The organism is uncultured Flavonifractor sp. (assembly GCF_944387675.1).
Lineage (GTDB): Bacteria > Bacillota > Clostridia > Oscillospirales > Oscillospiraceae > Flavonifractor.
Genome location: NZ_CALXFV010000018.1, coordinates 1 through 26,709 on the forward strand (window position 1 = coordinate 1; position 26,709 = coordinate 26,709).

A 26,709-nucleotide genomic window follows, 5' to 3' on the forward strand; every position below is an offset into this window, starting at 1 on the left:
ATTTCGAGTCAGCCCCGTTATGACCACTTCGATACCGCTGCATGCTGCGCGCTCCGGCGGAAGGGTCTGCCCAAACCGCCTGAACCGCTTGGATTAGAATACCGTATTTTCGTGTGCTTGTCAATATTGCACAGCCAGATGAAATAAGATATAATAAAAAAGAGGCCTGTTTTGCGGCAGGCGGAAAGGAGCGTTATGGACGAACTGAAGCGGCGAATCCTCAGCGAAGCGGTTGTTGGCGAGGGGGATATGATTCGCGTGGACATGTTCCTCAACCACTGTATGGACATGGACCTGATGGAGCGGATGGGCGGCGCCCTGGCAAAGCGCTTCCGGGGGACGCGCATCACAAAGGTCCTCACCGCAGAGAGCTCCGGCATTGCACTGGCCTGCTTTACGGCAAAGGCCCTGGGCGTCCCGGTGCTGTACGCCAAGAAATTTCAGACCGGCTACATTGATCCCGATGTCTACTCCGCCGAAGCCCACTCTTTCTCGCTGGACAAGTCCTATACGCTCCGTGTCTCCAAGCGCTACCTCAACCGGGAGGACTCGGTTTTGCTGGTGGACGACATCCTCTCCAACGGCCAGACCATGCTCAGCCTGCTGGAATTGGTCTCGAAGGCGGGCGGAGAGGCGGCAGGCGTGGGCATTGCCATTGAGAAAGCCATGCGGGAGGGCGGCAACGTCCTGCGGCGGATGGGTATCCGGGTGGAGGCCCTGGCCACGGTGGAGCGCATTGAGGGAGACCGCATTCTTTTGGCATAAAACGGAGGACATCATTCATGCTGGACAACGACTCATTTGAAAATCTTGTAAAAGCCAATACCTTTGCCTCGTACAACGGAATCACCATCCGCCAGATGGGACCGGGCAAGGCGGAGGCGGCGCTGACGGTGGGACCCGACCACCGCAATCCATACGGCAAGCTGCACGGCGGCGCCTATTACACCCTGGCCGACTGTGCCGCCGGCACCGCCTGCCGGACGGACGGGAGAAAATACGTCACCCTGGACGGGACCATCCATTTCATCCGCGCCGCCGAGCACGGCGTGGTGACCGCCTCCGCCCAGGTGCGCCACTGCGGGCGCACCACCGCCCTGGCGTATGTCAACATCACCGGCGAGGACGGAACGCTGTACGCCACGGGAGAATATACCTTTTTCTGTGTGGCCGAGTCCTGATTCCGGCCGTCCCCCACCGCACATACCGGAACTGCAAAAGTCCCCGGCGGCGCAGAATGCGCCGCCGGGGACTTTTTGGGGTCAGGCGGCCTGGAGCCGTCCGTCACTTGACCAGCTGATTGTACAGACCTCTGGGGGTATAGGTGGTGTGGAGCAGCTCGTGGGACTTGTGGCCGCAGGGGTGGCCCAGATATTCCTGATACAGAGCCTGCAGGTCGGGGTTCTCATGGCTCTTGCGGAGGGTCTTGGTCTCGTCCTCGGTGTACAGGGCCTCCATCCGCTTCTCCCGATAGCCCTCCTCCCGGTTGCGGGGCTGGCCGCCGCCGTTGATGCAGCCGCCGGGACAGCCCATGACCTCGATGAAGTGGTAGGGGGAGGTTCCCGCCTCCACGTCCCGCATGAGGATGTCCGCCCCCTTCAGGCTGGAGGTGACGGCGACGCGGGCGGTGACTCCCTCCAGGAAGGCGTATTCCGGCAGCACATTCTCAAAGGTGACGGCGGCCTCCTTCACCAGCTCCAGACCCACAATGGGGGTGACGTGGAGTCCCTCGAAGGGCAGCTCCCGGCCGCAGGTCAGCTCGTAGACGGTGCGCAGGGCGGCCTCCATCACGCCGCCGGTGACGCCGAAGATGTCGGCGGCGCCGGTGCTCAGACCCAGGGGGTCGTCAAACTTCTCGTCGGGCAGGTTGGCAAAGTCGATGCCGGCGGCCTTGATCATCCGGGCCAGCTCCCGGGTGGTGAGCACCGCGTCCACATCCCGCCGGCCGTGGACCTCCATCTCCGGGCGTTGGATCTCGTACTTCTTGGCGGTGCAGGGCATGACGGAGATCATGAAGATCTTGGACGGGTCAAGGCCCACCTTCTGGGCATAGAAGGACTTGACCAGAGCGCCCATCATGGTGTGGGGGGATTTGCAGGTGGACAGGTGGTCCAGCTCGGTGGGGAAAGCGTGCTCGATGTGCTTGATCCAGCCGGGCGAGCAGGAGGTGAGCATGGGCAGCACCGCGTCCCCGCCGGTGAGGGCGGACTGGAGCCGCTGGAGCAGCTCGGTCCCCTCCTCCAGGATGGTCAGGTCGGCGGCAAAGTCGGTGTCAAACACGTGGTCGAAGCCCAGCTGGTGGAGGGCGGCGGCGATCTTGCCGGTACACCGGGTACCGGTGGGCAGGCCGAACTCCTCCCCCAGGGCGGCCCGGACGGCGGGCGCCACCTGAATGACGGCGAGCCTCTGCTCATCCTCCAGGGCCTTCCAGACAGGCTGGATGGCGTCGGTCTCGGTGAGGGCGCCGGTGGGACAGACGGAGACGCACTGGCCGCACATGGCGCAGGCGGTAGAGTTGAGCGGCAGGCCCATGGCGGGGGAAATGACGGTGTCAAAGCCCCGGTTCTGGGCGTTGATGGCCCCCACCTCCTGGACCTGGTTGCACACGGTGACGCACCGGCGGCACAGAATGCACTTGGAGGTGTCCCGGGTGATGGAGGGGGACACGTCCACGTGGCAGGGACCCATCTCCCCGGAGATGCGGGCCTCGGTGACCCCCAGCTCCTCCCCCAGGGCCTGAAGCTCGCAGCTGCGGTTGCGGGCGCAGGACAGGCAGTCCTTGGGATGGTTGGAGATGAGCAGCTCGTAGAGCATCTTCCGCTTGGCCCGGACCTTGGGGCTGTTGGTGTGGATCACCATGCCCTCCCTGGCCTTCACCATACAGGAGGCCTGGAGGTTCTTCATGCCCTCCACCTCCACCACGCACACCCGGCAGGTGCCGTACTGGTGGACATCCTTCAGGTAGCAAAGGGAGGGGATGTGGATGCCGTTCTGCCGGGCGGCCTCCAGGATGGTGGAGCCCTCCTGGGCCTGGCAGAGCTTTCCGTTGATGGTCAGATTGAGCATCTTCCTTACCTCCTATCGCAGTGCAGGCAGCGCAGGCACTCGGCCATGGCGTCCAGGTTGTGGTAGCCCCGGGCCACCTCGTGGAAGTTATCCACCCGGTCGGCCACGCTGAGGGTACGGGTGGGGAAGCGGTCGTGCTCGGCCACGTCGCCCACAGGGATGACGGGGATCTCGATCTCCTCTCCCTTGTTCAGCACGCCCGCGCCGCCCAGATAGCGGTCAATGCCAGCGGCGGCCTTCTTGCCGTCGGCAATGGCGTTGATGACCACCCGGCTGCCGTGGGCGGCGGCGTCGCCGCCGGCGAACATGCCTTTGCGGCGGGTCTCGCCGGTGAATCGGTCGGTGGCAAAGCCCTTGCCGCCCTCGTCGGTGGGCAGAGTGTTGGCGTCCAGGCCCTGGTTGACGGCGGCCACCACCCCGTCGCAGGGGATCTCAAACTCGGAGCCGGGGATGGAGCGGCTGCGCAGGCGGCCGTCCTTGCCGAAGTCGGCCAGCTCCCGCCGGATGAGGCGGATACCGGCGACCTTGCCGCCCTCCCCCAGGATCTCCACGGGAGAGGCCAGCTCGATGAGGGTGATGCCCTCCTCCCGGGCCTCGGCCACCTCCTCGGCGCCGGCTGGCATCTCGTCCACCGTCCGGCGGTAGGCCACGGTGATCTCCTCCGCCCCCAGGCGGCGGGCGGTGCGGGCCACGTCCATGGCGGTGGAGCCGCCGCCAATCACCACCAGGCGGCGGGGTACGGAGCGGTCCAGGTGCAGGCCCACCCGGCGCAGGAAGGACAGGCCGCTCTCCACGCCCTGGAGGTCCTCGCCGGGTACGTCCATACGCATGGGCTTCTGGGTGCCGATGGCCATGTAAACCGCGTCGCTGCGCTCCATCAGCTCGTTGACGGTCATAATGCACCCGGCCCGGGAGCCGATGCGGGAATTGGTGTGGATGGTGACCCCCGCCTCTTCAATGGCGGCGATCTCCTTGGCCAGCACCTCATTGGGCAGGCGGTACTCGGGGATGCCCCAGTAGAGCACGCCGCCGGCCACGGCGTCGGCCTCGTACACGTCCACCTTGTGGCCCAGCTTGGCCAGGTAGTAGGCACAGGTAAGGCCGGAGGGACCGGCGCCCACCACCGAGACCTGCTTGCCCGTGGGGGGATTGGCCTTGACGGCGGGAATCTCGTACTCCCCGCTGAGGGCGTGGTCGCCCACAAAGCGCTTGATGGAGCAGATGGCCAGCGGTTCGTCCACCTGGGCGCGGCGGCAGTGCCGCTCGCAGGGGTGGGTACACACCCGGCCGCACACCGCCGGGAAGGGATTGTCCTGGCGGATGAGGCGGTAGGCGTCCCCCAGCCGGCCGGCGGCCACCAGGGACAGGTAGCCGGGTACGTTGACCCCGGCGGGGCAGGCGTTGCGGCAGGGGGAGGTGTACAGCTCGGAGCACACCCCGGCGTCGCAGTGCTTGGCCTTGATGTGGGTCTCATACTCGTCCCGGAAATAGCGGATGGTGGACAGCACGGGGTTGGAGGCGGTCTGGCCCAGGCCGCACATGGCGGTCTGCTGGAGGGTGGAGGCCAGCTCCTCCAGCATTTCGATGTCTCCCTCTTCCCCCTTGCCCTGGGTGATCCGCTCCAGGATCTCCAGCATCCGCTTGGTGCCTACCCGGCAGGGCAGGCACTTGCCGCAGCTCTCGTCCCGGATGAAGTCCATGAAGTAGCGGGCGGTGTCCACCATGCAGGTGTCCTCGTTCATGACGATCAGGCCGCCGGAGCCCATGATGGCCCCCAGAGCGGACAGGGACTCGTAGTCCACCGTCACGTTCAGGTGCTCCCTGGTGAGGCAACCGCCGGAGGGGCCGCCGGACTGGATGGCCTTGAAATTCTTTCCGTCCACAATGCCGCCGCCGATCTTGTAGACAATGTCCCCCAGTACGGTACCCATGGGGACCTCGATGATGCCGGCGTTCACAATGGCGCCGGCCAGGGCGAAGACCTTGGTTCCCTTGCTCTTCTCGGTACCGAAGCCGGCATACCAGGCCGCGCCGTTGAGGATGATGGGGGCCACGTTGGCCAGGGTCTCCACGTTGTTGATGATGGTGGGCTTTTCAAACAGGCCCGCCTCAAAGGGGAAGGGGGGCTTCTGCCGGGGCTCGCCCCGCATGCCCTCGATGGAGGCCAGCAGGGCGGTCTCCTCGCCGCAGACGAAGGCGCCGGCGCCGATGCGGATCTCCAGGTCAAAGCTGATCCCGGAGCCCAGGATATCGCTGCCCAGCAGGCCGGCGGCCCGGGCCTGGTCGATGGCGGCGCCCAGCCGCTCCACCGCCAGGGGATACTCCGCCCGGACGTAGACGTAGCCCTTGTCCGCGCCGATGGCGTAGCCGCCCAGCAGCATGCCCTCAATGATGGAGTGGGGGTCCCCCTCCAGCACGGAGCGGTCCATGAACGCGCCGGGGTCGCCCTCGTCGGCGTTGCAGACGATGTACTTCTGGCCCTTGGGGGCCTTCATGCCCGCTTCCCACTTCACGCCGGTGGGGAAGCCGGCGCCGCCCCGGCCCCGGAGGCCGGAGGCCTTCATCTCCTCCACCACCTGCTCCGGCGTCATGCCCAGCAGGGCCTTGGCGGCGGCGGCGTAGCCGTCCCGGGCGATGTAGGCGTCCAGGGAGGCGTACTCCATCCGCCCGCAGTTGCGCAGGGCGATGCGCACCTGCTCCTTGAAGAAGCTGATGTCGTCCAGCTTGGGGACCCGCTTCTTCTGATAGTTGTCCCAGAAGGTGTACTCCTCCACCACCTGGCCGGCGATCAGGTGGCGCTCCACCACCTGGCGCACCTTCTCCGGGTCCATGGAGGTGTAGAAAATGCCGTCGGGCTCCACCAGCATCACCGGGCCGGCGGCGCAGGTCCCCATGCACCCGGTGACCAGCACGCTCACCGATTCGGTAAGGCCGTGTTCGGCCAGAGCCTGGTCCAGCGCTTCCTTGACTGCCTGGCAGTGGGAGGACACGCAGCCCGCGCCGCCGCACACCAGTATCTGCCAGGCGTACTTGCTCTGCTGCTCCAGGTAGCGCTCCTTGATGCGGCTCAGATCCGCCGCAGATCGCACTTGACTCACGCCTCTTCCCCCCCATTCTCGTCATATCGGGCCAAAATGCTCTCCAGACGCTCGGGCTTGACCTGCTTGTACACCGTGTCGTCAATGGACATGGCGGGAGCCAGCCCGCAGGCGCCGATGCACCGGGCCACCTCCAGGGTGAACTTCCGGTCGGCGGTGGTGTCCCCCACCTTCACGTCCAGCAGCTCCTGCAGCCGCTCCACAATCTTTTTGCCCCCCCGCACGTAGCAGGCGGTCCCCAGACACACCCGGATGGTGTGCTTGCCCCTGGGCTGGGTGGAGAAGAAGGAGTAGAAGGTCACCACGCCGGACACCTGGGACAGGGGAAGCCCCAGCTCGTCGGCCACAATCTTCTGTACCTCCATGGGGAGGTACCCGTAGATGGTCTGCGCCATGTGCAGCACCTGGATGAGGGACCCCTCCTTACCCCGGTACTCACGGGCCAGGGTGCGGATGCGCTCCTGCAGGGCCTCTTCACTCTCCGCGCCGCAGCAGCAGGCGCACTGGCACTGGGTTGCCTTTTGAGACATGCCTCAACACCTCTTTTTCCTCAAAAAAATTTTTTCTCCCTAACTAAATGAGAGGAATCTAACTACAAGGTACCATACCCCGGTGGAAAATGGAAATTCATTTTTTGCACCCGTGATACAGAAAATAAATAAACCGCCCGGTTCAGAAATCCGAACCGGGCGGGCTGCCGAAAAGCGGCGAAGCCGACGCAAGAGGGCAACGAGTTCTTGCACCGGGGAACGCCCCCGGCAGAGCTTTTGTTATTCGGGGGACAGCAGCTGGGACATGTGCCGGCGTTTCACCTCCGCCCGGCACAGGCGGAGAAAGAGCGCCACGGCGGGGTTCGGGCTGTCCGAGCGGGCCAGGGCGGTGAGGCGGAACAGGCCGGTGGTCCCCGCCACTTGGGCGGCCCACAGCCCGGGCTGGGGGGTATCCGGGTAATAGCACCGGGGGATCAGGGCCAGCTGATTGTCCAGCTGGACCCGCAGCAGAGCCTCCTCCAGCCGCTCCCCGGAGTAGGTGATGGCGGGGCTGACCCGGCAGGAGTGGAACAGCCGGTTCATCAGCCCGGGAAAGCTGACGCTCCCCCGGGGCTGGGGGACCAGCAGCCGCTCCCTGGCCAGCTCCGCCGGGGTCACCGCTGCCCGGCCGGCCAGGGGATGGGACTCCCCCATGGCGGCCACCAGCGGCACGGGACACAGGGTAGCTCCCTGGAGTTCCGAGGGCAGCGCCTCCCCCGCACACAGGGTCACCGCCACATCCAGCATTCCATCCTCCACCGCGTCCGGCAGGGACTCCCCCTGCTGGAAGGCCACCAGGCGCACCGAGATCAGCGGGTATGCCTCCCGGAACTGCTGGAGCACCCCGGGCCAGGGGTCCACATCGTAGGTCCAGCGGTAGCCCAGAATCAGGCTGCCCGCCATACCGTCCCGGTACTCCTGGAGCCGGCGGCGGGCCGCACCGTACCGGGCCAGCACCGCCTCCGCCTCCGGCAGAAACAGCGCCCCCGCCTCCGTCAGCGTCACCGACTGCCGGTCCCGGCGGAACAGCTGCACCCCCAGCTCCTCCTCCAGCTGGACGATGTGGCGGCTGAGGGTGGGCTGGGTCAGGTTGAGTTCCTGGGCCGTCCGGCTGAAATTCAGGTGCCGGGCCAGCAGGGCAAACTCCGCCAGCATGTTCAGCTCCACGCCTGTCCCTCCCCTCTCAAAAGTAAAACGTCCGGTTTCGTTCTTTATAGCATATTCCGCCCCGCTTTGCAAGAAGAAGCGGGGGCGCCGGATGCTTTCGCCCCCGGCGCCCCCGCCTGCCGCCCCGCGGCTATGGTACGGAAACGCGCTCAGCAGCAGCTGTTGCCGCAGCCGCAGCCGCCGTTATTGCCCGCGCCGGCGCCGCCGCAGCAGCAGCACAGCAGGATGATGATCAGGATGATCCACAGGCAGCTCCCGCCGCCAAAGCCACAGCCGTTATTGCACCCCATACGAAGTACCTCCTGGTTGAATGATGGAAACCTGGAGCTGGCGGCGGGGCTCCCCGCTGTCCGGCCCGGTCTCACTCCATACTATGCCGGGCGGGCAAAGCGGTGCGGATGGGGGCTGTATTTTTTATTCCAGCTCAAAGGCGCCGGTGTACAGCTGGTAGTACAGGCCGTGCTGGGCGATCAAATCCGCATGGCTGCCCCGCTCCACAATGCGGCCGTGGTCCAGCACCATGATGGCGTCGGAGTTGCGGACGGTGGAGAGCCGGTGGGCGATGACAAAGACCGTCCGGCCGCTCATCAGCGCGTCCATGCCCCGCTGGACAATGGCCTCGGTGCGGGTGTCGATGGAGGAGGTGGCCTCGTCCAGGATCATCACCGGCGGGTCGGCCACGGCGGCCCGGGCAATGGCGATGAGCTGCCGCTGGCCCTGGGATAGGTTGGCCCCGTTGCCGGTGAGCATGGTGTCGTAGCCCTGGGGCAGGCGGCGGATGAAGTCGTCGGCGTTGGCCAGGGCGGCGGCGGCCTCCACCTCCTCGTCGGTGGCCTCCAGGTTGCCGTAGCGGATGTTCTCCCGGACGGTGCCGGTGAACAGGTTGGTATCCTGGAGCACGATGCCCAGGCTCCGCCGCAGGTCGGGCTTGCAGATGTCGTTGATGGAGATGCCGTCATACCGGATTTTGCCGTCGGCAATGTCGTAGAACCGGTTGATCAGGTTGGTAATGGTGGTCTTGCCCGCGCCGGTGGCTCCCACGAAGGCCAGTTTCTGGCCGGGCTTTGCAAAGAGGGTGATGTCGTGGAGAATGGTCTTGCCCTCCTCATAGGCGAAGTCCACACCGTCGAAACGCACGTCGCCGGCGAGGCGCACGTAGGCATAGCTGCCGTCATCCTGGGGGACCTTCCAGGCCCAGAGGTTGGTGCGGCTGCCGCTCTCGTGGAGGGTACCCTCCTTGTCGAAGGAGACGTTCACCAGGGTGACCCTGCCGTGGTCCTCCTCGGCAGGCTCATCCATCAAGTCGAAAATACGCTGGGCGCCGGCCAGGGCCATGACCACCGAGTTGAGCTGCTGGGAGATCTGGCTGATGGGGTTGGACAGGCTCTTGGACAGCTGGAGGAAGGTGGCGATGACGCCCAGGGTGATGCCGGGGCCGATGCCGCTGAGGGCCAGGGCGCCGCCGGCCATGGCGATGATGACATACTGGATATTGCCGATGTTCATCAGGATGGGCATGAGGATGTTGGCGTACTTGTTGGCCTTGTCGGCACTCTCAAACAGGGCGTTGTTCACCCGGTCGAAGCCCTCCTGGGCCTCCCGCTCGTGGCAGAAGACCTTGACCACCTTCTGGCCGTTGATCATCTCCTCGATATAGCCGTTCAAATCGCCCAGCTTCACCTGCTGGCGGATGAAGTACCGGCCGCTGCGCCCCGCCAGAAAGCGGGTGATGAACAGCATACAGACGATGCACAAAATCACCACGCCGGTGAGGAGCAGGTCGGTGGTGAGCATGCCGATGAATGCCACCACGATCATCATCATGGAGTTGATCACCTGGGGAATGCTCTGGGAGAACATCTGGCGCAGGGTGTCCACGTCGTTGGTGTAGACGCTCATCACGTCGCCGTGGGCGTGGGTGTCGAAGTACTTGATGGGCAGGGTCTGCATGTGGCCGAACAGGTCGTCCCGGATCTTCTTCTGCACCCCCTGGGAGATGGTGACCATCAGGCGGTTGTAGGCCATGGCGCACAGAGCGCCGGTGAGATACAGGCAGCCCATCATAATGAGGGCGCGGATCAGCCCGTCAAACACCGGGTTGTCTATGGCCAGCAGCGGGGTGATATAGTCGTCGATGAGGGAGCCCAAAAACAGGGAGCCGGACACCGAGGCAATGGCGCTCACCAGGATGCACAGCAGCACCAACAGGAAGCGCAGGCCGTAGCCCCGGCCCACATAGCTCATCAGCCGGCGCACGGTGTGGGACCGCTTCACGGGATACTTATTCATCGTCGCTGCCCCCCTTCGTCTGGGACTCATAAATCTCCCGGTAAATCTCACAGCTCTGGAGCAGCTGCTCATGGGTGCCCATGGCCGCAATTTTGCCGCCGTCCATCACCAGAATCTTGTCGGCGTCCTCAATGGAGGAGATGCGCTGGGCAATGATAAACTTGGTGGTCTCGGGAATCTCCTCCCGGAAGGCCTTGCGGATCAGCGCGTCGGTCTTGGTGTCCACCGCGGAGGTGGAGTCGTCCAGAATCAGAATCTTGGGCTTTTTCAGCAGCGCCCGGGCAATGCACAGCCGCTGCTTCTGCCCGCCGGACACGTTGGAGCCGCCCTGCTCAATGTGGGTGTCGTATTTGTCGGGGAATTCTTGGATGAAGGGTTCGGCCTGGGCCAGCTTACATACCCGGACCATCTCCTCGTCGGTGGCCTCCGCATTGCCCCAGCGCAGGTTCTCCTTGATGCTGCCGGAGAAAAGCACGTTCTTCTGGAGCACCATGGCCACCTGCTCCCGCAGGGCGTCCATGTCGTAGTCCCGCACGTCCACGCCGCCTACCAGCACCCGGCCCTCGGTGGCGTCGTACAGGCGGGGAATGAGCTGGACCAGGGTGGTCTTGGAGGTGCCGGTGCCGCCCAGGATGCCCACCGTCTCGCCGGAGCGGATGGTGAGGTTCACATCCTTCAGACACTCCTTCTCCGGGTCCTTGGCGTAGCTGAAGCTGACGTTCTCAAACACCACGGAGCCGTCCGTCACCTCGTAAACCGGGTTGGGGCCGTTCTTCAAATCGCTCTCCTCGTTGAGCAGCTCCACAATCCGCTCGGCGGAGGCCCGGGAGATGATAATCATCACCAGCACCATGGACAGCATCATCAGGCTCATGAGAATCATCATGATATAGCTGAACATGCTGGTGAGCTGGCCGGTGGTCAGCTCGCCCCCCACCACCAGGTTGGCGCCCAGCCAGGACACGGTGAGCATGCAGGCGTAGACGCAGATCTGCATCAGGGGCATGTTGAAGGCCACCAGCTTTTCCGCCTTGGAGAAGTCCATGTAGATTTCATTGGACACCTTGCCGAACTTCTCCTTCTCATGGTCCTCCCGGACGAAGGACTTCACCACCCGGATGCCCAGCAGGTTCTCCTGCACCACGTTATTCAGCCAGTCGTACTTCTTGAACACCCGCTCGAACAGGGGGTGGGCCGAGCCCATGATCACCAGCAGGCCCAACGCCAGGATGGGAATGACAATGAGGAAAATCAGGGCCAGCTTGGGGTTGATGGTGAAGGTGAGCACCCAGGCGCAGATGAGCATGATGGGGCAGCGCACCGCGATGCGGATCACCATCATAAAGGCCATCTGCACGTTGGTCACGTCGGTGGTGAGCCGGGTGATGATGCCGCCGGTGGAAAACTTGTCAATATTGGCAAAGGAAAATTTCTGCACGTTCCGGTACATCTCCCGGCGGAGATTGCGGGAGAAGCCGGTGGACGCCCGGGCGGCAAACCGGCCGGACAGAGCGCCCAGCAGCAGGGCGATGAGGGCCATGGACACCACCGTGGCGCCATATTGCAGGATATGGCCCATACTCCCCGCCTTTACCCCCTCGTCCAGCAGCTTGCCGGTCATCATGGGAATCAGCACGTCAAAGGCCACCTCACCGATGACAAAAATGGGGGTGAGAATGGTATCCCGCCAGAATTCCTGAATGCAGCTGGTTAAGCTTCTTCTTTTCTTCATAGAGTTCCTCCTTGGATCGCTGTGATTTTGCCGTCACATCAGGTTTCGCTTGAGCTTCTCCACTGTGGCCAGAAACTGCTCCACCTCCTGTGGTGACAGGCCCTGGGTCAGAAGCTGCTCCACATTGTCAATGCGCTTCATAATCTCCTGCACCAGGGCTTCCGCCTTGGGGGTGGCAAGCACCTGCTTCAGCCTGGCGTCATGGGCGACTGCCTGCCGGATCACCAGGCCCTCCGCCTCCATCCGCTTCAGCAGCCGGGACGTGGTGGAGCGCCGGATATAAAAGGCCTCCTCCACATCCTTCTGGTATACCTTCTGGTCCCGGTTCTGGTATAAAAAGCCCAGGATCTTCGCCGACATTTCGGTGAAATCGTCCCCATCCGGGGTTTCTGTGGATTCCAGAACCTTGCGCCGCAGAAGGTTGGACAGCGCCTTTATTTCATATCCTACATGGTGCTCATGGTGCATTCGCTCATCTCCTTTCTTAGGATCAAGATTAGTTTAGTTGCATTGCTAACAATTGTCAATGCGCAACATTTACAAAACTGCCCGCTTGTTCCCCACCGCATTTCCGGCACATCGAAAAGCCGGCCGCCGCATTTCTGCGGCGGCCGGCTGAGGCTGTTACAGGCGGGGTACGCTCACCCCGGACATCACTTGTTCAAACTGGCTCCGGCTGGGACCGCCGCTGGACACCGTCCGGTCCAGCAGCACCCCGCCGTCCTTCCGAGCGGCGTTCAGGGAGAAATAGGACAGGTACACAATCTGCGCCCGGAGAAACTCCCGCTGGGCCAGCATGGCCTGCTCCCCGGCGGTGAGGACGCCCCACTCCACGCTCTTGACCACGGCGGTGTCCCAGGTGAAGTCCGGGGCGCTCCCGCTGTCGGTGTAGCCCAGCGCCCGGAGGATCAGGGTCATATACTCCTCCGCTGAAATCTCCCGGTCCGGGGCGAAGCAGGGCTGACCGGCGCTGTTGCTCCCCACGCCGTTGGTGTAGCCCTTCTCATAGGCGTAGGCCACGTAGCGGTCGCACCAGGCGGGGGTGTCCGCGAAGGGATTGACCGCCGTGCTGGACAGGGCGGCCTCCTCCTCCCCGATGAGGCGCAGGAACATCACCACCCCCATGATCCGGGTGGAGGACACCTCCAGATCGTAACCGCTGCCGTAGGCGGTACCGCTGCCCTGGAACAGCCCCAGAGCAGCCAAGGCGTCGGCCAGGGCGTTGTAGTCCACACCGGAGCTGGGGGCCACGGAATAATAACCCTCCACGCTGAGCACCGCAGTGTCCGAGGTGACGGTGATGCTGGCGGTCGTCTGCTCCCCTGCCAGGTAGCGGTGGCGCAGGCTCAGAGCGCTGCCGGAGCTCGCCGCCTGCCCCGCCGTCACGTCCACCACTCCGCTGCCGGAATAGCTCAGGCTGGCGCTTCCCGCCAGCAGCATTCCGCCGGAGCCGGCGGACAGGGTCACCACATCCCCCGCCTTAAACCGCAGGTCGGTCAGGGCGGAGGCATAGCTCTGCTCCCCGGCGGCCAGGGCCAGGTAGGCGCTGTGCTTCTGGTTCAGCGCCTCCAGGGCGGACTGGTAGGCCGCCTGCGTCCTCTCCTCCACCCGCTGGGACACCTGTTCCTCCACATCGGGCAGGTAGGTAAGGTTCAGATAGCTCTTCGAGATCAGCGACTCACCGGTGAGGACGCCGGAGGCATACGCCGCCGCGCCGCTTACCAGGATGGCCGCGGCAAGCAGAATGACCGCAGTTCTTTTCATGGTTCCTCCGATATCATATAGCTCAGCGCCAGCAGGCTGTCGGCGAAGTGGACATCCTCCACCACCACCTCCGGGCTGCTGAGCGACAGCTCGATGTTGGTGAAGTTCCAGATCCCCTTCACCCCCGCCCGCACCAGCCGGTCGGCAATGGTGGGGGCGGCCCGGCCGGGGACGGTCAGCACCCCGATGCTGGCCGGCTGCCGGGCCAGATAGTCCTCCAGCTGGTCCACATGGTAGACCGGGATGTGGGACACCTCCCGGCCCACCACCCCAGGCGCCACGTCAAAGGCGGCGGCCAGCACCACGCCGGAGCGCTCAAAATGGAAGTTCTCCAGCAGCGCCCGGCCCAGGTTGCCCACCCCCAGGATCACCGCGGTGTGGCCCCGGTTCATCCCCAGGATGTCGGCCACCTCGTCCCGCAGCGTACTCACATTATAGCCATAGCCCTGCTGCCCGAACTCCCCAAAGCAGGACAGATCCTGCCGGATCTGGGAGGCGGTGAGCCCCAGGGAATTTCCCAGCGCGTTGGAGGAGATCCGCTCCACCCCGGCGTGGTGCAGGTCGTTCAGATGCCGGTAATAGCGGGGCAGGCGGCGGATCACCGCGCTGGACACCTTTTGCTTTCTCATATCCCATCACACGCTTTCCAGAGCATCGTTTTCAGCCGTTCTTATTCAGTTTACTCGAAACGCCGGTGGATGTCAACGGCCCCCGCCCAATTCCGCCGGAACAGACAGGCCCCGGGGCGCATACAATGGAAAAAAGGAGGAATGCCAGTTGGACGCATTTGGAACCATTTTGACCCGTGTCTACACCTCCCGGGCTCAGATCCCCCTCTCGGGGGCCACCGTGGCCTTCACCCAGCGGGGCGATGAGGGCCGCCATGTGCTGCTGGCCGTGCGGGTGAGCGACGAGAACGGCCGCACCGCGCCGGTGCGGGTGAGCACGCCGGAGCCGGCCACCAGCGAGTCTCCCGGCACCCCCTCCCCCTTCGCCGTGTGCGACATCTGGGCGGAATCTCCGGGGTACGAGCTGCTGGTGGTGGAAAATGTGCAGATCTTCCCCGACACGGAGACCTTGCAGGACCTGGAGCTGATTCCCCTGCCGGAGCACACCGCCGCCCTGCTGTCGGAGCATCCGGTGGTCATCCCGCCCCAAAACCTGTAAGGAGGGAGCGTATGCCTGAATCACTGCCCATCACCCCCTATGTCCCCCAGTATATCACGGTCCACCTGGGGGCGCCGGGTTCCGACGGGGAAAACGTCACCGTCTCCTTCCCGGACTACGTGAAAAACGTGGCCTCCAGCGAAATCTACCCCACCTGGGCGCCCGCCGCCCTCCGGGCCAATATCCTGGCCATCATCTCCTTCGCCCTCAACCGGGTGTATACCGAGTTCTATCCCAGCCGGGGCTACCCCTTCAACATCACCTCCTCCACCGCCTACGATCAGAAGTTCATCAAGGGCCGGAACATTTTTGAAAACATCAGCCGCCTGGTGGACGAGATGTTCAACACCTACATACGGCGCATCGGCTTTGTGGAGCCTCTGGCCGCCAAGTTCTGCAACGGCACCACCGTCACCTGCGACGGGCTGTCCCAGTGGGGCAGCCAGGCCATGGCGGAGGAGGGGGCGGACTACCTCTCCATCCTCCGCGCCTACTACGGCGACAACATCGAGCTGGTGACCAACGCCCCGGTGCGGGGCATCCGCTACTCCTACCCCGGCTACCCCATCCGCCGGTATGACAGCGGGGAGGCGGTGCAGCGCATCCAGGTGATGCTCAACCGCATCTCCCGGGACTACCCCGCCATCCCCAAGATCTACCCGGTGGACGGCATCTTCGGCCCTGCCACCGAGGCGGCGGTGAAGCGGTTCCAGGAGATCTTCGACCTGACTCCCGACGGCATTGTGGGCAACTCCACCTGGTACAAGATGGTATTCCTCTACGTGGGGGTGCTGGATCTGGCGGAGCTGATCAGCCAGGGGCAGACCTACTATCCCGGCAGCAGCGGCCAGGCCTTCCCCCGGGTGCTGGCGGAGGGGGCCAGAGGGGAGCCGGTGAAGGTCATTCAGTACGTGCTCTCCGTGGTCTCGGAGTTTTATGACAACATCCCGCGGGTGGCCATTGACGGCATCTTCGGACCGGCCACCAAAAACGCCGTCATCGCCGTCCAGCGGATGAGCGGCCTGACCCAGGACGGCGTCATGGGAGTCCGGACCTGGGCCGCCCTCTACCAGCTGTACGCCGGGATTGTGGACACCGTCAGCACCTATACCAACGTCATTCCGGAGGCCTTCCGCCCCGACCTGCCGGACAGCCAGGCCACCGGCCTGACCCAATACCCCGGCCGGCCCATGGCACTGGGCTCGGCCGACGAGAGAGGAGCCGCTTCATGATTCTGCCCCAAGAGATCCGCCTCATCGGCCAGAGCGTCCGCAGCCTTCAGACCATGCTGCGGGAGCTGTCCTTTGTCTATGACTTTCTGCCCCGGCTCACCCCGGACGGCGTTTTCGGGGAGCGCACCCTGGAGGCCGTCATGCTCTTTCAGCGGGAGTTTTTCCCCCCCGTCACCGGGCAGGTGAACCAGGCCACCTGGGACGCCATTGCCGCCCGCTACCGCCAGTCTCTGGCCGGGAGGCCCCGGTCCCTCCGGGGCTATCCCGGCGGCCTGTCCATCCAGCCCGGCCAGGACAGCATCCACCTCTACCTGGTACAGTCCATGTTCCGTACCCTGGCCGGGCTGCTGGAGGGGATCGAAGCCGGTCCGGCCACCGGCGTCAACGACGCCGCCACCCAGCACAACCTCCGCTGGCTCCAGGCCCTGGAGGGCCGGCCGGAGACCGGAGTGCTGGACCAGGAGAGCTGGAATACCATCAGCCGGCTGTATACTCTGTTCGTCACTTACGGGCAGACATAGGAAAAGAGGCGCTGCCACGGCAGCGCCTCGAGGCTGTCGAAAAAGTGGCGGAGCCACTTTTTCGAGTAGGATGCAGGCCGCTGCGCGCAGGATTTGTCCGTCTGCGGCGGACAAATCCCACACTTGCGGCCTGAGCAGTGTTTTCAGCCACGCACGTGTCGCGGCTGAAAACAGATTTCCACTTCCTTCGCGCCTGCGGGCGCGAACTCTGCGAGGCTTTTTCGACAGGCTGAGAGGCGCTGCCACGGCAGCGCCTCTTTGCTACGTCTCATGGTCCACGGTCTTCATCTGCTTCAGGTTGCCGATCTTGTGGCTGCGGCGCTCCAATTCCGCCAGCACCGCGTCCAGGGGGATGTTCTGGTGGGCCATCATCACCATCAGGTGGTAGATGAGGTCGGAGATCTCCCCCACCGTCTCCTCCTGCCTGCCGTTCTTGGCGGCGATGATGGTCTCGGAGCACTCCTCCCCCACCTTCTTCAGAATCTTGTCCAGGCCCTTGTCAAACAGGTAGCAGGTGTAGGACCCCTCCTGGGGATTGCTCCTGCGGTCCAGCACCACCTGGTACAGCTCCTGCAAAACAGTGTCGCTCATGTGGTTTCCTCCCAAATTTCGTTGAAAAAGCAGCTTCTGGCCCCGGTGTGGCAGGTGGGTCCCTCCGGCAGGCAGAGATAGAGCAGGGTATCGGTATCGCAGTCGGTGACCACCTTCTTCACATGGAGGAAGTGGCCGGAGCTCTCCCCCTTGTTCCACAGCTTCTGCCGGCTGCGGGACCAGAACCAGGCGGTCTTGGTTTGCAGGGTCAGCTCCACCGCCTCCCGGTTGGTGAAGCCCAGCATCAGAATCTCTTTGCTCTCCGCGTCCTGGATGATGACGGGGATCAGGTCTGCCTTCTGAAACAGCAAATTCAAATCAAAGTCCATCAATTCTTTCACAGCTCCCAGGGGGGCTTTTCCTCCTTCCAGTCCCAGGGGTCCTCCCCCTGGTGTTTCGTCCGCCGGGCGGTGAGCTTGCCCTTGGTCTGTATCACGGGGCGGCCGGGATCTCCGGCCGGCCGCTTCTTCCGCATCTGCTTTCCGGCGGCGTTGAACAGGCTGGGCGCCGCTTCACCGGTCAAATCCAGCAAGTCCAGCAAATCGTCCAGCATGGCCCATCCTCCTCAGCGCACCGGGATAGCCCGATCCCGGAGATAGTCCTTGACCTGGGGTACCGTTAGCTCCCCGAAGTGAAACAGAGAGGCCGCCAGAGCGGCATCGCAGTTGGTCCTTTCAAATACCTCCGCAAAGTGGGCCAGGGAGCCGCAGCCCCCGGAGGCGATGACCGGGATGGACACCGCCTCCGTCACCGCACGGGTCATGGCCAAATCAAAGCCCGCCTTGGTGCCGTCGGCGTCCATGGAGGTGAGGAGGATCTCCCCCGCCCCCAGGGCTTCCGCCCGCTTCACCCACTGGATGAGGTCCATGCCGGTGGGCTTGCGGCCCCCGGCCACCACCACCTCCCAGCCGCCGTCTCCCCGAGCCCGGGCGTCGGCGGCCAGCACCACGCACTGGGAGCCGAACCGCTCCGCCGCCTGGGCAATCAGCTCCGGCCGGGCCACGGCGGCGGAGTTCACCGAAATCTTGTCCGCTCCCGCCCGGAGCAGCCGCTGAAAGTCCTCCACCGTGCGGATACCGCCCCCCACCGTCAGGGGGACAAAGACCTGGGCCGCAGTGCGCTCCACCACGTCGGCCACAGTGTCCCGGGCGTCGCTGGTGGCGGTGATGTCCAGAAACACGATCTCATCGGCGCCCTGGTCGGAGTAGTATTTGGCCAGCTCCACCGGGTCCCCGGCGTCCCGGATGTTGACGAAGTTGACCCCCTTCACCACCCGTCCGTCCCGCACGTCCAGGCAGGGGATAATCCGTTTGGCTAACACTGCGCCCCCGCCTCCTTTACCGCCAGAGGTAAATCCACCGTCCCGGCGTAATAGGCCTTGCCGATGATGGCCCCGTACAGGCCCATGGCGCTCAGCCTGGACAAGTCCCCGTTGGAGGACACCCCGCCGGAGGCGGTGATCCGGCAGCTCACCGCCTCCTGCAAGGCGGCCAGCCGGTCAAAGGAGGGGCCGGACAGCATGCCGTCGGTGGCGATATCGGTAAAGATAATGGTCTTTACCCCTATGGATTCCATGTACTTTGCAAAGTCCAGATAGTTCCGCCCCGAGGACTGCTCCCACCCGGCGGTTTTCACGATGCCGTCCATGGCGTCAATGCCCACGGCCACCCGGTCGCCGTACCTGGCCGCCGCTTCCTTGACAAACTCCGGGCGGCTGACGGCAGCGGAGCCGATGACGCACCGCCACACCCCCAGGGCAAAAACCTCCTCCAGGTCGGCCATGGTGCGGATGCCGCCCCCCAGCTCCACCTTCAGGCCGGACTGCTCCGCCACAGCCCGCACAATAGAGCCGTTCCGCCGCGCTCCGCTGCGGGCGCCGTCCAGGTCCACCATGTGGATGTGCCGGGCGCCCGCCTCATAAAAGGCCCTGGCGGTGGCCAGGGGGTCCTCCGCCACCTGATGGGCGGTGGAAAAGTCCCCCCGGTACAGACGGACCGCCTTCCCGTCCTTCAAATCAATGGCAGGAAATAAAATCATCTGTTCAGCCCCCCGAAATTCCGCAGAATCTGCAAGCCCACCTCGCCGCTCTTCTCCGGGTGGAACTGGCAGCCGTACACGTTGCCCCGCTGCACCGCCGCCGTCACCGGCACGCCATAGTCGGTGGCGGCAATGACGGCGCCGGGGTCGTCCGCCACGGCGCAGAAAGAGTGGACAAAGTAGACATAGCTCCCCTCCGCCACCCCGGCAAACAGCGGAGAGGGGTTGGGAAAGCGCAGGCTGTTCCACCCGATATGAGGCAGCTTCAGGCCGGTCTCAATCTTACGGACGCAGCCTGGTACAAGGCCAAGGCCTTTACACTCCCGCACCTCTTCCCCCCGGTCCAGCAGCAGCTGCATCCCCAGGCAGATGCCCAGCACGGGCTTCCGCTCCGCCTGGGCAAGCACCGCCCCGGCCAGGCCGGTGAGGCGCAGCTTGTCGGCGGCGTCGGGGAAGGCGCCCACTCCCGGCAGGATGATGGCGTCGGCCCGCTCCAGCTCCCCGGGATCGCTGGTGATACAGGTGGGCAGGCCCAGGTAGTCCATGGCGTTGGTGACGCTTTTCAGGTTGCCCACGCCGTAGTCCACAATGGCGGTGCACCCCATCACAGCACCCCCTTGGTGGAGGTGACGCCGGTGCCGGTGATCTGAACGGCCTCCCGTACCGCCGCGCCCAGGGATTTGAACAGGGCCTCGGTGATGTGGTGGGCGTTCTTGCCGTACAGGCACTTCATATGCAGCGTCAGTCCGCTGTTCACCGCGAAGGCCCGCAGGAACTCCTCGGTGAGGCAGGCGTCGTAGGCGCCGATCATGGGCTGGGGCATCTCGGCGTCAAAGGCCAGGAAGGGCCGGTTGGAAAAGTCCAGGGCGGTGAAGCACAGAGCCTCGTCCATGGGGATATAGCACGAGGCAAACCGGCGGATCCCCCTTCGGTCCCCCAGGGCCTTCCTCACGGCCTGGCCCAGGACGATGCCCGCATCCTCCACGGTGTGGTGGCCGTCCACCTCCAGATCCCCCTTGACCTTCAGCTCCAGCCCCAGGCCGCCGTAGAAGGCGAAGGCGGTGAGCATATGGTCAAAAAAGCCGATGCCGGTGTGGATGTCCACCTCGCCCCCCTCCAGGGAGAGGGTGAGGCGGATGTCGGTCTCCTTGGTGGTACGGGTCAGTTGGGCTGTTCTCATGGCTTGTACTCCTCCCCTTCAAACCGCACGCGGATGGAGTTGGCGTGGGCGGTGAGCTTTTCGCTCTCGGCCAGGGTGATAATCTGATCCTTGATGGGGGCCAGGCTGGCCTCGTCATATTGGATGACGCTCATGGTCTTGAGGAAGCTGTCCACGCTGAGGGGGGAGAAGAACCGGGCGGTGCCGCTGGTGGGCAGCACATGATCCGGCCCGGCCAGGTAGTCCCCCAGGGGCTCCGGAGACCAGGCGCCCAGGAACACCGCGCCGGCGTTTTGGATCGCGGGCAGCAGCGCCCGGGGATTTTGGGTGACAATCTCCAGGTGCTCCGGGGCGATCTGGTTGGCCAGGGCGGCGCAGTCCTCCAGGCTGCGGCACACGATGGCGCAGCCGAAGTCCCGGAGGGAGCATTCCATAATCTCAGAGCGGCTGAGATAGCCGGTCTGACGGATAATTTCGGCGTCCACCGCCCGGGCCAGCGCCAGGGAATCGGTGAGCAGCACGGCGGAGGCCAGCTTGTCGTGCTCGGCCTGGCTCAGCAGGTCGGCGGCCACAAACTTGGGGTTGGCCGCCCCGTCGGCGATGACCAGCACCTCGGAGGGGCCGGCCACCATATCGATGTCCAGCTGGCCGTAGGCCTGCCGCTTGGCGGCGGCCACGTAGGCATTGCCGGGACCCACCAGCTTATCCACCCGGGGGATGAATCCGGCGCCGTAGGTGAGGGCGGCCACCGCCTGGGCGCCCCCCACGGCAATCACCCGGTCCACCCCGGCGATTTTGGCGGCGGCCAGCACCGCGCGGCTCAGATTCTCGGTGGGGGGCGTCACCATGACGATCTCCTCCACCCCCGCCACCCTGGCGGGGACGGCGTTCATCAGCACGCTGCTGGGATAGGCCGCCGTGCCGCCGGGAACATAGATGCCCACCCGGGTGAGGCCCCGGACCACCCGGCCCACCACACCCCCGTCGGGGGAGGTCCACTCCATGGTGCGGATGAGCAGCTTCTCGTTGTAGTCCCTGATGTTGGCCGCCGCCCGCTCCAAGGCGGCAATCAGCTCCCTCGGGCAGCCGGCATAGGCCTCCTCCAGCTCCGCCGGGGAAATCTCCCTGGGCTCGGCCTTGTCAAAGCGCAGGGAGTAGTCCCGCACCGCCTCATAGCCCCGCTCCTTCACGTCCGCCATGATCCCGGCCGCCGCCGCGTCAATGGCCTGGTTGGCCTGGGCGGCCCGGGCTTTCATGGCCGCAATGACCGCGCCCTCGGCCCGGCCGTCCGCTGTTACGATCTGTATCATTTTCGTTTCTCCAATTCTCCCTCGCACCGGGCGATGAAATCCGCAATCTGGTCCTTATACAGCTTCATGCTGGCGGTATTGACAATAAGCCGGGCGGACACCGGCGCCACGTCCTCAATGGGGACCAGGCCGTTGGCCTTCAGGGTGGCTCCCGTCTCCACAATGTCCACAATGGCGTCGGTGAGGTTCAGGATGGGGGCCAGCTCCACGCTGCCCTCAATTTTGATGATGTCCACATCCATGCCCTTTTTGGCAAAGAAGGCCCGGGTCACCTCCGGGTACTTGGAGGCCACCCGCCGGGTCTTGTAGGTGCCGTAGAAGTCGCTGCCCTGCCGCACCGCCAGGGCAAACCGGCACTTGCCGAAGCCCAGGTCCAGCACCTCGTAGAAGGAGCCGCCCTTTTCTAGGATGGTGTCCTTCCCCACAATGCCCAAATCACACACCCCGTGCTCCACGTAGGTGATCACGTCGGGGGCCTTGGCCAGCACCGCGTCCAGGGGGTAGTTGGGCAGGCTGTGGACCAGCCGGCGCCCCGGCTCCCGGATGGGCGTGCAGTCCAGCCCCGCCTGCTGAAAAAGCTCCACGCTCTTGTCCAGCAGTCGGCCCTTGGTGATGGCGATTCTCAGGCGCTCGCTCATACCCCCACCGTCCTTTCCCCGTCCTTGTCAAAGACCAGCACCGCTTCCGCCCCCTTGTCCCGGGCCAGATTCAGGCTGGACTCCAGGGTGCGGCAGGGGGACAGCTCGCAGGTGCCGGCGGGGCGGCCGTCCACCGCCTCCAGGGCCTGGGCCAGATAGCCCGGCTCATAGTGGACCACCGTGCGCAGCACCGGGGGCGTCAGCTCCGGCAGGGTGCGGGCCACCGCGTCCACATCCACGGCAAAGCCGGTGGCCTGGGCCTCCCGGCCGAAGACACCCACCAGGTTGTCGTACCGGCCGCCGGAGAGCACGGCGTCCCCCGCCCCCTCCACATAGCCCCGGAACACCACGCCGGTGTAGTAGTCAATCTGATGGACCATACCCAGATCAAACCGCACATAGGGTCCGTAGCCCGCGGCGGCCAGCTCATCATACAGAGCGGACAGATAGTCCACCGCCGGGGTCTTCCCCGCCAGCCGCTCGGCCTGGGAGAGCACCTCCGCCCCGCCGAACAGGCGGCTGAGCTGCTCCAGAGCGGCGCAGGCCGGGTTGCCCCGGTGGGGCGCCAGAAAGCTGTTGAGGGCGGCGAAGTTCTTCCCCTCAATCAGCCCCCGCATCTCCTCCACCGCCCCCTCGCCCAGCTCCAGCCGGCCGGCCAGCTCCCGGAAATACCCGGCATGGCCCAGCTCCACATGGAACTTGGGGGCGCCGCAGCTGCGCAGGGCGTCGATGGCGGTGACAATGATCTCCACATCCGCCTTCTTCCCCCCGGCGCCGATCAGCTCCACCCCGCACTGGGGAATCTCCCGGCTGCCCCCGTTGTGGGCCGGGTTGGAGCGGTACACCGTCTGCTCATAATACAGCCGCTGGGGCAGCGCCACCGCCTTCAGCTTGGTGGCCGCCACCCGGGCAATAGGGGTGGTGGAGTCAGGCCGCATCACGCAGAACTTTCCGCCCGGGTCCCACACCTTGAGCATCCGCTCCTGGGGAATGGCGCTGCCCGACAGGGCAAACAGGTCATAAAACTCCGTCTCCGGGGTGGAGACCTCCAAAAAACCCCGCTGCCGGAACAGCCGGGTCAGCCGGGCCTGCACCTGGCGGCGCTCCTGGCACTCGGCAAACAGCCGGTCCCGGGTCCCCTCGGGGGTGTTGATGGTTACACGCACGGGAATGCCTCCCTTCCGCTTTCGCGCTTTACCACGCTACTATACTATATCACCCGCCCCTTGTCAAGGGGAAAACCGGGGCCGCGCACTGCGCGGCCCCGGGACAGGACGGACTTGCTGCTCAGCTCCAGCTGGTCATCAGGCGGAGGATCAGGGCGGACAGCTCTCCCCGGGTGAGGGTATCCTGGGGGGCCAGCAGTCCGCCGGGCTTGCCGGTGAGCAGTCCGGTGGATACCGCCCAGTCGGTCCCCTCCGCCGCCCAGGCGCTGACCGCGGCGCCGTCGGCATAGCCGTCCAGCGCGCCGGTGAGGCCGCCGTCACAACCAGCCAGACGGCTCAGCACCACGGCCAGCTGCTCCCGGGTCACAGTCCCGTCCGGGTCAAAGTGGGCGGCGTCCACTCCTTCCACCCCGCCGGCCTGGACGGCCCACGCCACCGCGCCGGCATACCAGGCGTCGGAGGCCACGTCGGCAAAGGACACCGCCTCCTCCGCCGCCTCCGGGCTGCCGCTCATGCGCCACAGAGCGGTGACCATCTGGGCGCGGGTCAGCTCCTCGTCCGGCAGAAAGTTTCCGGAGCCGTTCCCCTCAAGCAGGCCGCAGGCGGCGCAGAACCTGGCGCTGTCCGCAGCCCAGTGGCCGTCCAGATCGGGGAACGCAGGCAGCCCATAGAGCTCCTGGTTCAGATAGTCCCGGAGTTCCCTGCACAGGGCCTCCACCGTACCCTCCTGGAAGAAATCCGTCAGGCCGGCCTGGGCCACCGCCTCCTGGTAGCCGATACAGTCCCCCAGGTTCACCATCTCCAGGTAGGCGTCAGCCGCAGCCTCAAAGTCGGTCCGGGCATCCAGGAGAAGCTCCAGGGAGGAGAGGGCCGAGGTGGCGTAGCTCATGTAATACATGGGCGACTCAAAGGTATGGTTGACCACCACCCAGGTGTCGGCAAAGTCGCCGCCGTAGATGACCGGAACCCCGTACTCCTCCGCCAGCCGGCCGGCCAGGGCGTTGATCTCCTCCACCGTCAGATCCCCTTCGGTATAAATGATGTTCTGGAACTCGTCGAACAGGCAGCCGGTGATGACGGAAAACAGCATGCTGTACAGCACACGGCCCCGGTAGGCGTCTCCGCCCTCCCCCACCATCTCGTCGGCAAACTGCAGGTAGAGCACCTCCAGCATTTGGGAATTCATTTCAGCCACGTCGTAGCACATCACCCCTGTGGCGGGAACGGCGGACAGGCAGGACTCGGCATAGTGGCCGAATTCATGGACCAGGGTGCTCACGTCATAGTAGTTGCCGTAGGGGCAGTTGAAGATCATGGCGGACCGGTAGGCCGGCAGGTCGATGGTGAAGCCCACATCCAGCTTGGTATCCAGCGGTTCGATATCCACCAGATGGCACGCCCGCATGTACTGGTACAGGTCGGCATACTCGCTGGATATCTCCTCCATATAGGGCTCCACCAGGTCCAGCACCTCTTCCTGGGTCAGGTTATACAGGCAGTCCAGCTGCTTGCTGGAGAGATGGCTGTTCCAGGACATCGCCGTAATCAGCTCATTGTACAGCTGGACAGCCCACGCCTTGACCTGGGTATAGAGCTGCTGGGCCTCCTCCAGGGTATAGTCCCGGCCGTACACCTTCTCGTACGCGTAGGCGGCGTAATTGTCATACCCCTTGCTCACAGCATAGGTATTGCGCACCTTCGTCATCTCCACCAGAATGGGGGCGGCGGCGGCGTTAAAGGCCTGATTCAGCAGATCCTGTACCTCGCCGGCCTCGTCAGCGGACAGGGTATCGTCCCCGTTCAGCTCCGCCTGGGTCCAGGTGCGGTCTCCCCAGGTCACTGTATAGTCCGCCTCGCTGGCTACCCAGTAGTCGTTGATCAGCTCCCGCTCCTGGGCCAGCAGGGCCAGCTGCTCCTGGCTGTCCGGGGTATAGTAGTCCAGCAGGGTCTCCAGATCGGCGCCCATCTCCGCCGCCAGCGCGGAGCCGTACTCGGACTGGAGCACCGCCCGGACCGACTGCGTATAGCTGTTGGAGGCCTCAGTCAGCGCCTCGGACCACGCCAGATAGTCCTGAGTCACCTGGTCGGTGGGGTCGCGGTAGTAGGCCACGCTGCACACCGCATACTCGGTATAGAACTGGTCGTAGGCCTCATCCAGCGCCCCACACAGCTCCAGAATCTCCTCCGTCTCCGCTCCGCCGGTCAAGGCCGCCTCCAGCTTCGCCTGGGCGGCATAGAGCAGAGCGGGGTCCGGCTCCCCATAGGTGAGGGTGGAAAAGTCCACCTGCTCCGGCCAGGCCTCAAAGATATCGGTCTCCCGGGCCAGGGCGGTGGTGCTCAGCAGGGAGAGAGCCAGCAGCAGGGCCAGGATCCTGGCGCCGGTGCGGGACAGTCCAATGGGGCCGTGCGTTTTCTTTTTCATTGTGTTCCTCCCCTTTTCTTTTTTGGTTTTCGTCTGCGGCACTCCGCCGTGTGGACGGCCTGCCCGTCAAAACAGGCCGTCGAACAGGGTCATCTGACTGGTGTCGGGCAGTTCCCAAAGGGCAAAGCCCTTTGGGGTCCCGTCTCTCTCCATCTGCGGGGCGAACTCAATTCGCCCCGCATCGAGGTTTTGCCTCCGGCAAAACTCTCGGACGCCGCTGACGCGGCGGTGGACGGCCTGCCCGTCAAAACAGGCCGTCGAACAGGGTCATCTGACTGGTGTCGGGCAGGCCGTCCAGGGCGCCCACGGCCTTGAGCTGCTCAATGTGGGTCTTGGACACCTTGGGACAGGCGGCGGAGAACTCCTCAATGGAGATAAACCGCTTGCCCTGGCGCTGCTCCAGAATGGACCAGGCCGCCGTCTCCCCCAGGCCCGGGATGGAGGTGAAGGGAGGCAGCAGCGTGCCGGCCTCCTGGTCGGGCAGAAAATTCACCGCGTGGGAGCGGTACAGATCCATGGGGGCAAAGGTGAAGCCCCGGAGATAGAATTCGTATACCACCTCCAGAGTAACCAGCATGTCCTCCTCCACCGGCGTGGGTTTCTCCTTGGCCTCGATCTCCTTCATCTTGGCCTTGCACACGTCCATGCCCATGCACATGCAGGTGGCATCCAGCGCCTTGGCCCGGATGGAGAAGAAGGCGGCGTAGAAGGCCAGGGGGTGGTGGACCTTGAACCAGGCGATACGGAAGGCCATCATCACGTAGGCCACCGCGTGGGCCTTGGGGAAGAGGTACTTGATCTTCTTGCAGGAGCCGATGTA

Annotated in this window: 26 protein-coding genes and 1 pseudogene; 5 read left to right on the plus strand and 22 right to left on the minus strand. The window is 64.7% G+C overall.

The genetic code is table 11. The features are described from left to right. The first annotated feature begins 195 nt into the window (after nt 1–195). Nucleotides 196–765 carry a xanthine phosphoribosyltransferase gene (locus Q0J74_RS03230; protein WP_297210517.1) on the plus strand — a complete coding sequence of 190 codons (570 nt, stop codon included), beginning with the start codon at nt 196–198 and terminating at the stop codon, nt 763–765. A 17-nt stretch (nt 766–782) separates the two neighbouring features. Then, the gene (locus Q0J74_RS03235) at nt 783–1,181 is read left to right on the plus strand and encodes a PaaI family thioesterase (protein ID WP_297210520.1); all 399 of its coding nucleotides are present in this window, start codon (nt 783–785) and stop codon (nt 1,179–1,181) included. A 103-nt stretch (nt 1,182–1,284) separates the two neighbouring features. Here Q0J74_RS03235 and Q0J74_RS03240 read toward each other — a convergent pair whose 3' ends face one another. The 10 genes from Q0J74_RS03240 to Q0J74_RS03285 all read right to left on the minus strand — a co-directional run bounded on the left by Q0J74_RS03240 (nt 1,285) and on the right by Q0J74_RS03285 (nt 14,275). Then, complete coding sequence (locus Q0J74_RS03240; RefSeq protein ID WP_297210523.1) at nt 1,285–3,066, minus strand: NADH-dependent [FeFe] hydrogenase, group A6; 1,782 nt, start codon at nt 3,064–3,066, stop codon at nt 1,285–1,287. Nucleotides 3,067–3,071: 5 nt separating this feature from the next. After that, nucleotides 3,072–6,164: an NADH-quinone oxidoreductase subunit NuoF gene (gene nuoF, locus Q0J74_RS03245; protein WP_297210526.1), complete on the minus strand. Its 3,093-nt coding sequence runs from the start codon at nt 6,162–6,164 to the stop codon at nt 3,072–3,074. After that, on the minus strand, nt 6,161–6,694 hold the full coding sequence (gene nuoE, locus Q0J74_RS03250; protein WP_297210528.1) for an NADH-quinone oxidoreductase subunit NuoE: 534 nt from the start codon (nt 6,692–6,694) through the stop codon (nt 6,161–6,163). Before nuoE ends, nuoF begins: the two co-directional genes overlap by 4 nt. Nucleotides 6,695–6,934: 240 nt before the next feature. Next, nucleotides 6,935–7,861 (minus strand): LysR family transcriptional regulator, encoded by a 927-nt coding sequence (locus tag Q0J74_RS03255; protein ID WP_297210530.1) that lies wholly within the window; start codon nt 7,859–7,861, stop codon nt 6,935–6,937. Nucleotides 7,862–8,010: 149 nt separating this feature from the next. Continuing rightward, a complete protein-coding gene (locus Q0J74_RS03260; protein ID WP_297210532.1) occupies nt 8,011–8,151 on the minus strand; it encodes a hypothetical protein in 141 nt (46 codons plus the stop codon). 124 nt (nt 8,152–8,275) lie between these two features. Further along, nucleotides 8,276–10,150: an ABC transporter ATP-binding protein gene (locus Q0J74_RS03265; protein WP_297210535.1), complete on the minus strand. Its 1,875-nt coding sequence runs from the start codon at nt 10,148–10,150 to the stop codon at nt 8,276–8,278. After that, nucleotides 10,143–11,882 (minus strand): ABC transporter ATP-binding protein, encoded by a 1,740-nt coding sequence (locus Q0J74_RS03270; RefSeq protein WP_297210538.1) that lies wholly within the window; start codon nt 11,880–11,882, stop codon nt 10,143–10,145. Before Q0J74_RS03270 ends, Q0J74_RS03265 begins: the two co-directional genes overlap by 8 nt. Before the next feature lie 33 nt (nt 11,883–11,915). Beyond that, nucleotides 11,916–12,350, minus strand: a complete 435-nt coding sequence (locus tag Q0J74_RS03275; RefSeq protein ID WP_297210541.1) for a MarR family winged helix-turn-helix transcriptional regulator — start codon at nt 12,348–12,350, stop codon at nt 11,916–11,918. A gap of 156 nt (nt 12,351–12,506) precedes the next feature. Next, nucleotides 12,507–13,646 carry a hypothetical protein gene (locus tag Q0J74_RS03280; protein WP_297210544.1) on the minus strand — a complete coding sequence of 380 codons (1,140 nt, stop codon included), beginning with the start codon at nt 13,644–13,646 and terminating at the stop codon, nt 12,507–12,509. Further along, nucleotides 13,643–14,275 carry a redox-sensing transcriptional repressor Rex gene (locus Q0J74_RS03285; protein ID WP_297210546.1) on the minus strand — a complete coding sequence of 211 codons (633 nt, stop codon included), beginning with the start codon at nt 14,273–14,275 and terminating at the stop codon, nt 13,643–13,645. The genes Q0J74_RS03280 and Q0J74_RS03285 overlap by 4 nt, the downstream gene beginning before the upstream one ends. 148 nt (nt 14,276–14,423) lie before the next feature. Between Q0J74_RS03285 and Q0J74_RS03290 the strand changes: the two genes are divergently transcribed. Genes Q0J74_RS03290 through Q0J74_RS03300 form a run of 3 tightly spaced genes read left to right on the plus strand, consistent with a single transcriptional unit; the run spans nt 14,424 to nt 16,566 of the window. Next, nucleotides 14,424–14,813, plus strand: coding sequence for a spore cortex-lytic protein (locus tag Q0J74_RS03290; RefSeq protein ID WP_297210549.1), 390 nt, complete (start codon nt 14,424–14,426; stop codon nt 14,811–14,813). 11 nt (nt 14,814–14,824) lie between these two features. Continuing rightward, entirely contained in the window at nt 14,825–16,045 is a 1,221-nt protein-coding gene (locus tag Q0J74_RS03295; RefSeq protein WP_297210553.1) for a peptidoglycan-binding protein, read from the plus strand. Next, the gene (locus Q0J74_RS03300; protein WP_297210557.1) at nt 16,042–16,566 is read left to right on the plus strand and encodes a peptidoglycan-binding domain-containing protein; all 525 of its coding nucleotides are present in this window, start codon (nt 16,042–16,044) and stop codon (nt 16,564–16,566) included. The genes Q0J74_RS03295 and Q0J74_RS03300 overlap by 4 nt, the downstream gene beginning before the upstream one ends. Before the next feature lie 261 nt (nt 16,567–16,827). Here the strand turns inward: Q0J74_RS03300 and hisE are convergent, their stop codons facing one another. The 12 genes and pseudogenes from hisE to polC all read right to left on the minus strand — a co-directional run. Beyond that, nucleotides 16,828–17,157: a phosphoribosyl-ATP diphosphatase gene (hisE, locus tag Q0J74_RS03305; protein WP_297210560.1), complete on the minus strand. Its 330-nt coding sequence runs from the start codon at nt 17,155–17,157 to the stop codon at nt 16,828–16,830. Beyond that, complete coding sequence (gene hisI / locus Q0J74_RS03310) at nt 17,154–17,486, minus strand: phosphoribosyl-AMP cyclohydrolase (RefSeq protein WP_297210586.1); 333 nt, start codon at nt 17,484–17,486, stop codon at nt 17,154–17,156. The genes hisE and hisI overlap by 4 nt, the downstream gene beginning before the upstream one ends. Nucleotides 17,487–17,494: 8 nt before the next feature. Further along, entirely contained in the window at nt 17,495–17,710 is a 216-nt protein-coding gene (locus Q0J74_RS03315; RefSeq protein WP_297210562.1) for a hypothetical protein, read from the minus strand. Between the two features lie 12 nt (nt 17,711–17,722). Beyond that, nucleotides 17,723–18,478, minus strand: coding sequence for an imidazole glycerol phosphate synthase subunit HisF (gene hisF, locus Q0J74_RS03320; protein WP_297210565.1), 756 nt, complete (start codon nt 18,476–18,478; stop codon nt 17,723–17,725). Then, nucleotides 18,472–19,194: a 1-(5-phosphoribosyl)-5-[(5-phosphoribosylamino)methylideneamino]imidazole-4-carboxamide isomerase gene (hisA, locus tag Q0J74_RS03325; protein ID WP_297210567.1), complete on the minus strand. Its 723-nt coding sequence runs from the start codon at nt 19,192–19,194 to the stop codon at nt 18,472–18,474. Before hisA ends, hisF begins: the two co-directional genes overlap by 7 nt. Beyond that, nucleotides 19,191–19,799, minus strand: coding sequence for an imidazole glycerol phosphate synthase subunit HisH (hisH, locus tag Q0J74_RS03330; protein ID WP_297210589.1), 609 nt, complete (start codon nt 19,797–19,799; stop codon nt 19,191–19,193). The genes hisA and hisH overlap by 4 nt, the downstream gene beginning before the upstream one ends. Then, entirely contained in the window at nt 19,799–20,374 is a 576-nt protein-coding gene (hisB, locus tag Q0J74_RS03335) for an imidazoleglycerol-phosphate dehydratase HisB (RefSeq protein WP_297210570.1), read from the minus strand. The genes hisH and hisB overlap by 1 nt, the downstream gene beginning before the upstream one ends. Beyond that, nucleotides 20,371–21,663: a histidinol dehydrogenase gene (hisD, locus tag Q0J74_RS03340; protein WP_297210573.1), complete on the minus strand. Its 1,293-nt coding sequence runs from the start codon at nt 21,661–21,663 to the stop codon at nt 20,371–20,373. Before hisD ends, hisB begins: the two co-directional genes overlap by 4 nt. Next, on the minus strand, nt 21,660–22,301 hold the full coding sequence (gene hisG, locus Q0J74_RS03345; protein WP_297210577.1) for an ATP phosphoribosyltransferase: 642 nt from the start codon (nt 22,299–22,301) through the stop codon (nt 21,660–21,662). The genes hisD and hisG overlap by 4 nt, the downstream gene beginning before the upstream one ends. After that, nucleotides 22,298–23,467 (minus strand): ATP phosphoribosyltransferase regulatory subunit, encoded by a 1,170-nt coding sequence (gene hisZ, locus Q0J74_RS03350; protein WP_297210580.1) that lies wholly within the window; start codon nt 23,465–23,467, stop codon nt 22,298–22,300. The genes hisG and hisZ overlap by 4 nt, the downstream gene beginning before the upstream one ends. Before the next feature lie 121 nt (nt 23,468–23,588). After that, nucleotides 23,589–25,889: an S-layer homology domain-containing protein gene (locus tag Q0J74_RS03355; protein WP_297210583.1), complete on the minus strand. Its 2,301-nt coding sequence runs from the start codon at nt 25,887–25,889 to the stop codon at nt 23,589–23,591. A gap of 244 nt (nt 25,890–26,133) precedes the next feature. Next, nucleotides 26,134–26,709, minus strand: a pseudogene (gene polC, locus Q0J74_RS03360) (PolC-type DNA polymerase III); the annotation flags it as partial.

What these genes read in the sequence shown, in the direction of transcription:
- Q0J74_RS03355 (WP_297210583.1), bottom strand. Translation starts at nt 25,889, where the DNA reads ATGAAAAAGAAAACGCACGGCCCCATTGGACTGTCCCGCACCGGCGCC.
- Q0J74_RS03260 (WP_297210532.1), bottom strand. Translation starts at nt 8,151, where the DNA reads ATGGGGTGCAATAACGGCTGTGGCTTTGGCGGCGGGAGCTGCCTGTGG.
- hisI (WP_297210586.1), bottom strand. Translation starts at nt 17,486, where the DNA reads ATGGACTTTGATTTGAATTTGCTGTTTCAGAAGGCAGACCTGATCCCC.
- Q0J74_RS03315 (WP_297210562.1), bottom strand. Translation starts at nt 17,710, where the DNA reads ATGCTGGACGATTTGCTGGACTTGCTGGATTTGACCGGTGAAGCGGCG.
- hisD (WP_297210573.1), bottom strand. Translation starts at nt 21,663, where the DNA reads ATGATACAGATCGTAACAGCGGACGGCCGGGCCGAGGGCGCGGTCATT.
- hisB (WP_297210570.1), bottom strand. Translation starts at nt 20,374, where the DNA reads ATGAGAACAGCCCAACTGACCCGTACCACCAAGGAGACCGACATCCGC.
- Q0J74_RS03265 (WP_297210535.1), bottom strand. Translation starts at nt 10,150, where the DNA reads ATGAATAAGTATCCCGTGAAGCGGTCCCACACCGTGCGCCGGCTGATG.
- hisG (WP_297210577.1), bottom strand. Translation starts at nt 22,301, where the DNA reads ATGAGCGAGCGCCTGAGAATCGCCATCACCAAGGGCCGACTGCTGGAC.
- nuoE (WP_297210528.1), bottom strand. Translation starts at nt 6,694, where the DNA reads ATGTCTCAAAAGGCAACCCAGTGCCAGTGCGCCTGCTGCTGCGGCGCG.
- hisE (WP_297210560.1), bottom strand. Translation starts at nt 17,157, where the DNA reads ATGAGCGACACTGTTTTGCAGGAGCTGTACCAGGTGGTGCTGGACCGC.
- hisA (WP_297210567.1), bottom strand. Translation starts at nt 19,194, where the DNA reads ATGATTTTATTTCCTGCCATTGATTTGAAGGACGGGAAGGCGGTCCGT.
- Q0J74_RS03295 (WP_297210553.1), top strand. Translation starts at nt 14,825, where the DNA reads ATGCCTGAATCACTGCCCATCACCCCCTATGTCCCCCAGTATATCACG.
- Q0J74_RS03275 (WP_297210541.1), bottom strand. Translation starts at nt 12,350, where the DNA reads ATGCACCATGAGCACCATGTAGGATATGAAATAAAGGCGCTGTCCAAC.
- hisH (WP_297210589.1), bottom strand. Translation starts at nt 19,799, where the DNA reads ATGGGGTGCACCGCCATTGTGGACTACGGCGTGGGCAACCTGAAAAGC.
- Q0J74_RS03235 (WP_297210520.1), top strand. Translation starts at nt 783, where the DNA reads ATGCTGGACAACGACTCATTTGAAAATCTTGTAAAAGCCAATACCTTT.
- Q0J74_RS03270 (WP_297210538.1), bottom strand. Translation starts at nt 11,882, where the DNA reads ATGAAGAAAAGAAGAAGCTTAACCAGCTGCATTCAGGAATTCTGGCGG.
- Q0J74_RS03230 (WP_297210517.1), top strand. Translation starts at nt 196, where the DNA reads ATGGACGAACTGAAGCGGCGAATCCTCAGCGAAGCGGTTGTTGGCGAG.
- Q0J74_RS03300 (WP_297210557.1), top strand. Translation starts at nt 16,042, where the DNA reads ATGATTCTGCCCCAAGAGATCCGCCTCATCGGCCAGAGCGTCCGCAGC.
- Q0J74_RS03280 (WP_297210544.1), bottom strand. Translation starts at nt 13,646, where the DNA reads ATGAAAAGAACTGCGGTCATTCTGCTTGCCGCGGCCATCCTGGTAAGC.
- Q0J74_RS03240 (WP_297210523.1), bottom strand. Translation starts at nt 3,066, where the DNA reads ATGCTCAATCTGACCATCAACGGAAAGCTCTGCCAGGCCCAGGAGGGC.
- Q0J74_RS03285 (WP_297210546.1), bottom strand. Translation starts at nt 14,275, where the DNA reads ATGAGAAAGCAAAAGGTGTCCAGCGCGGTGATCCGCCGCCTGCCCCGC.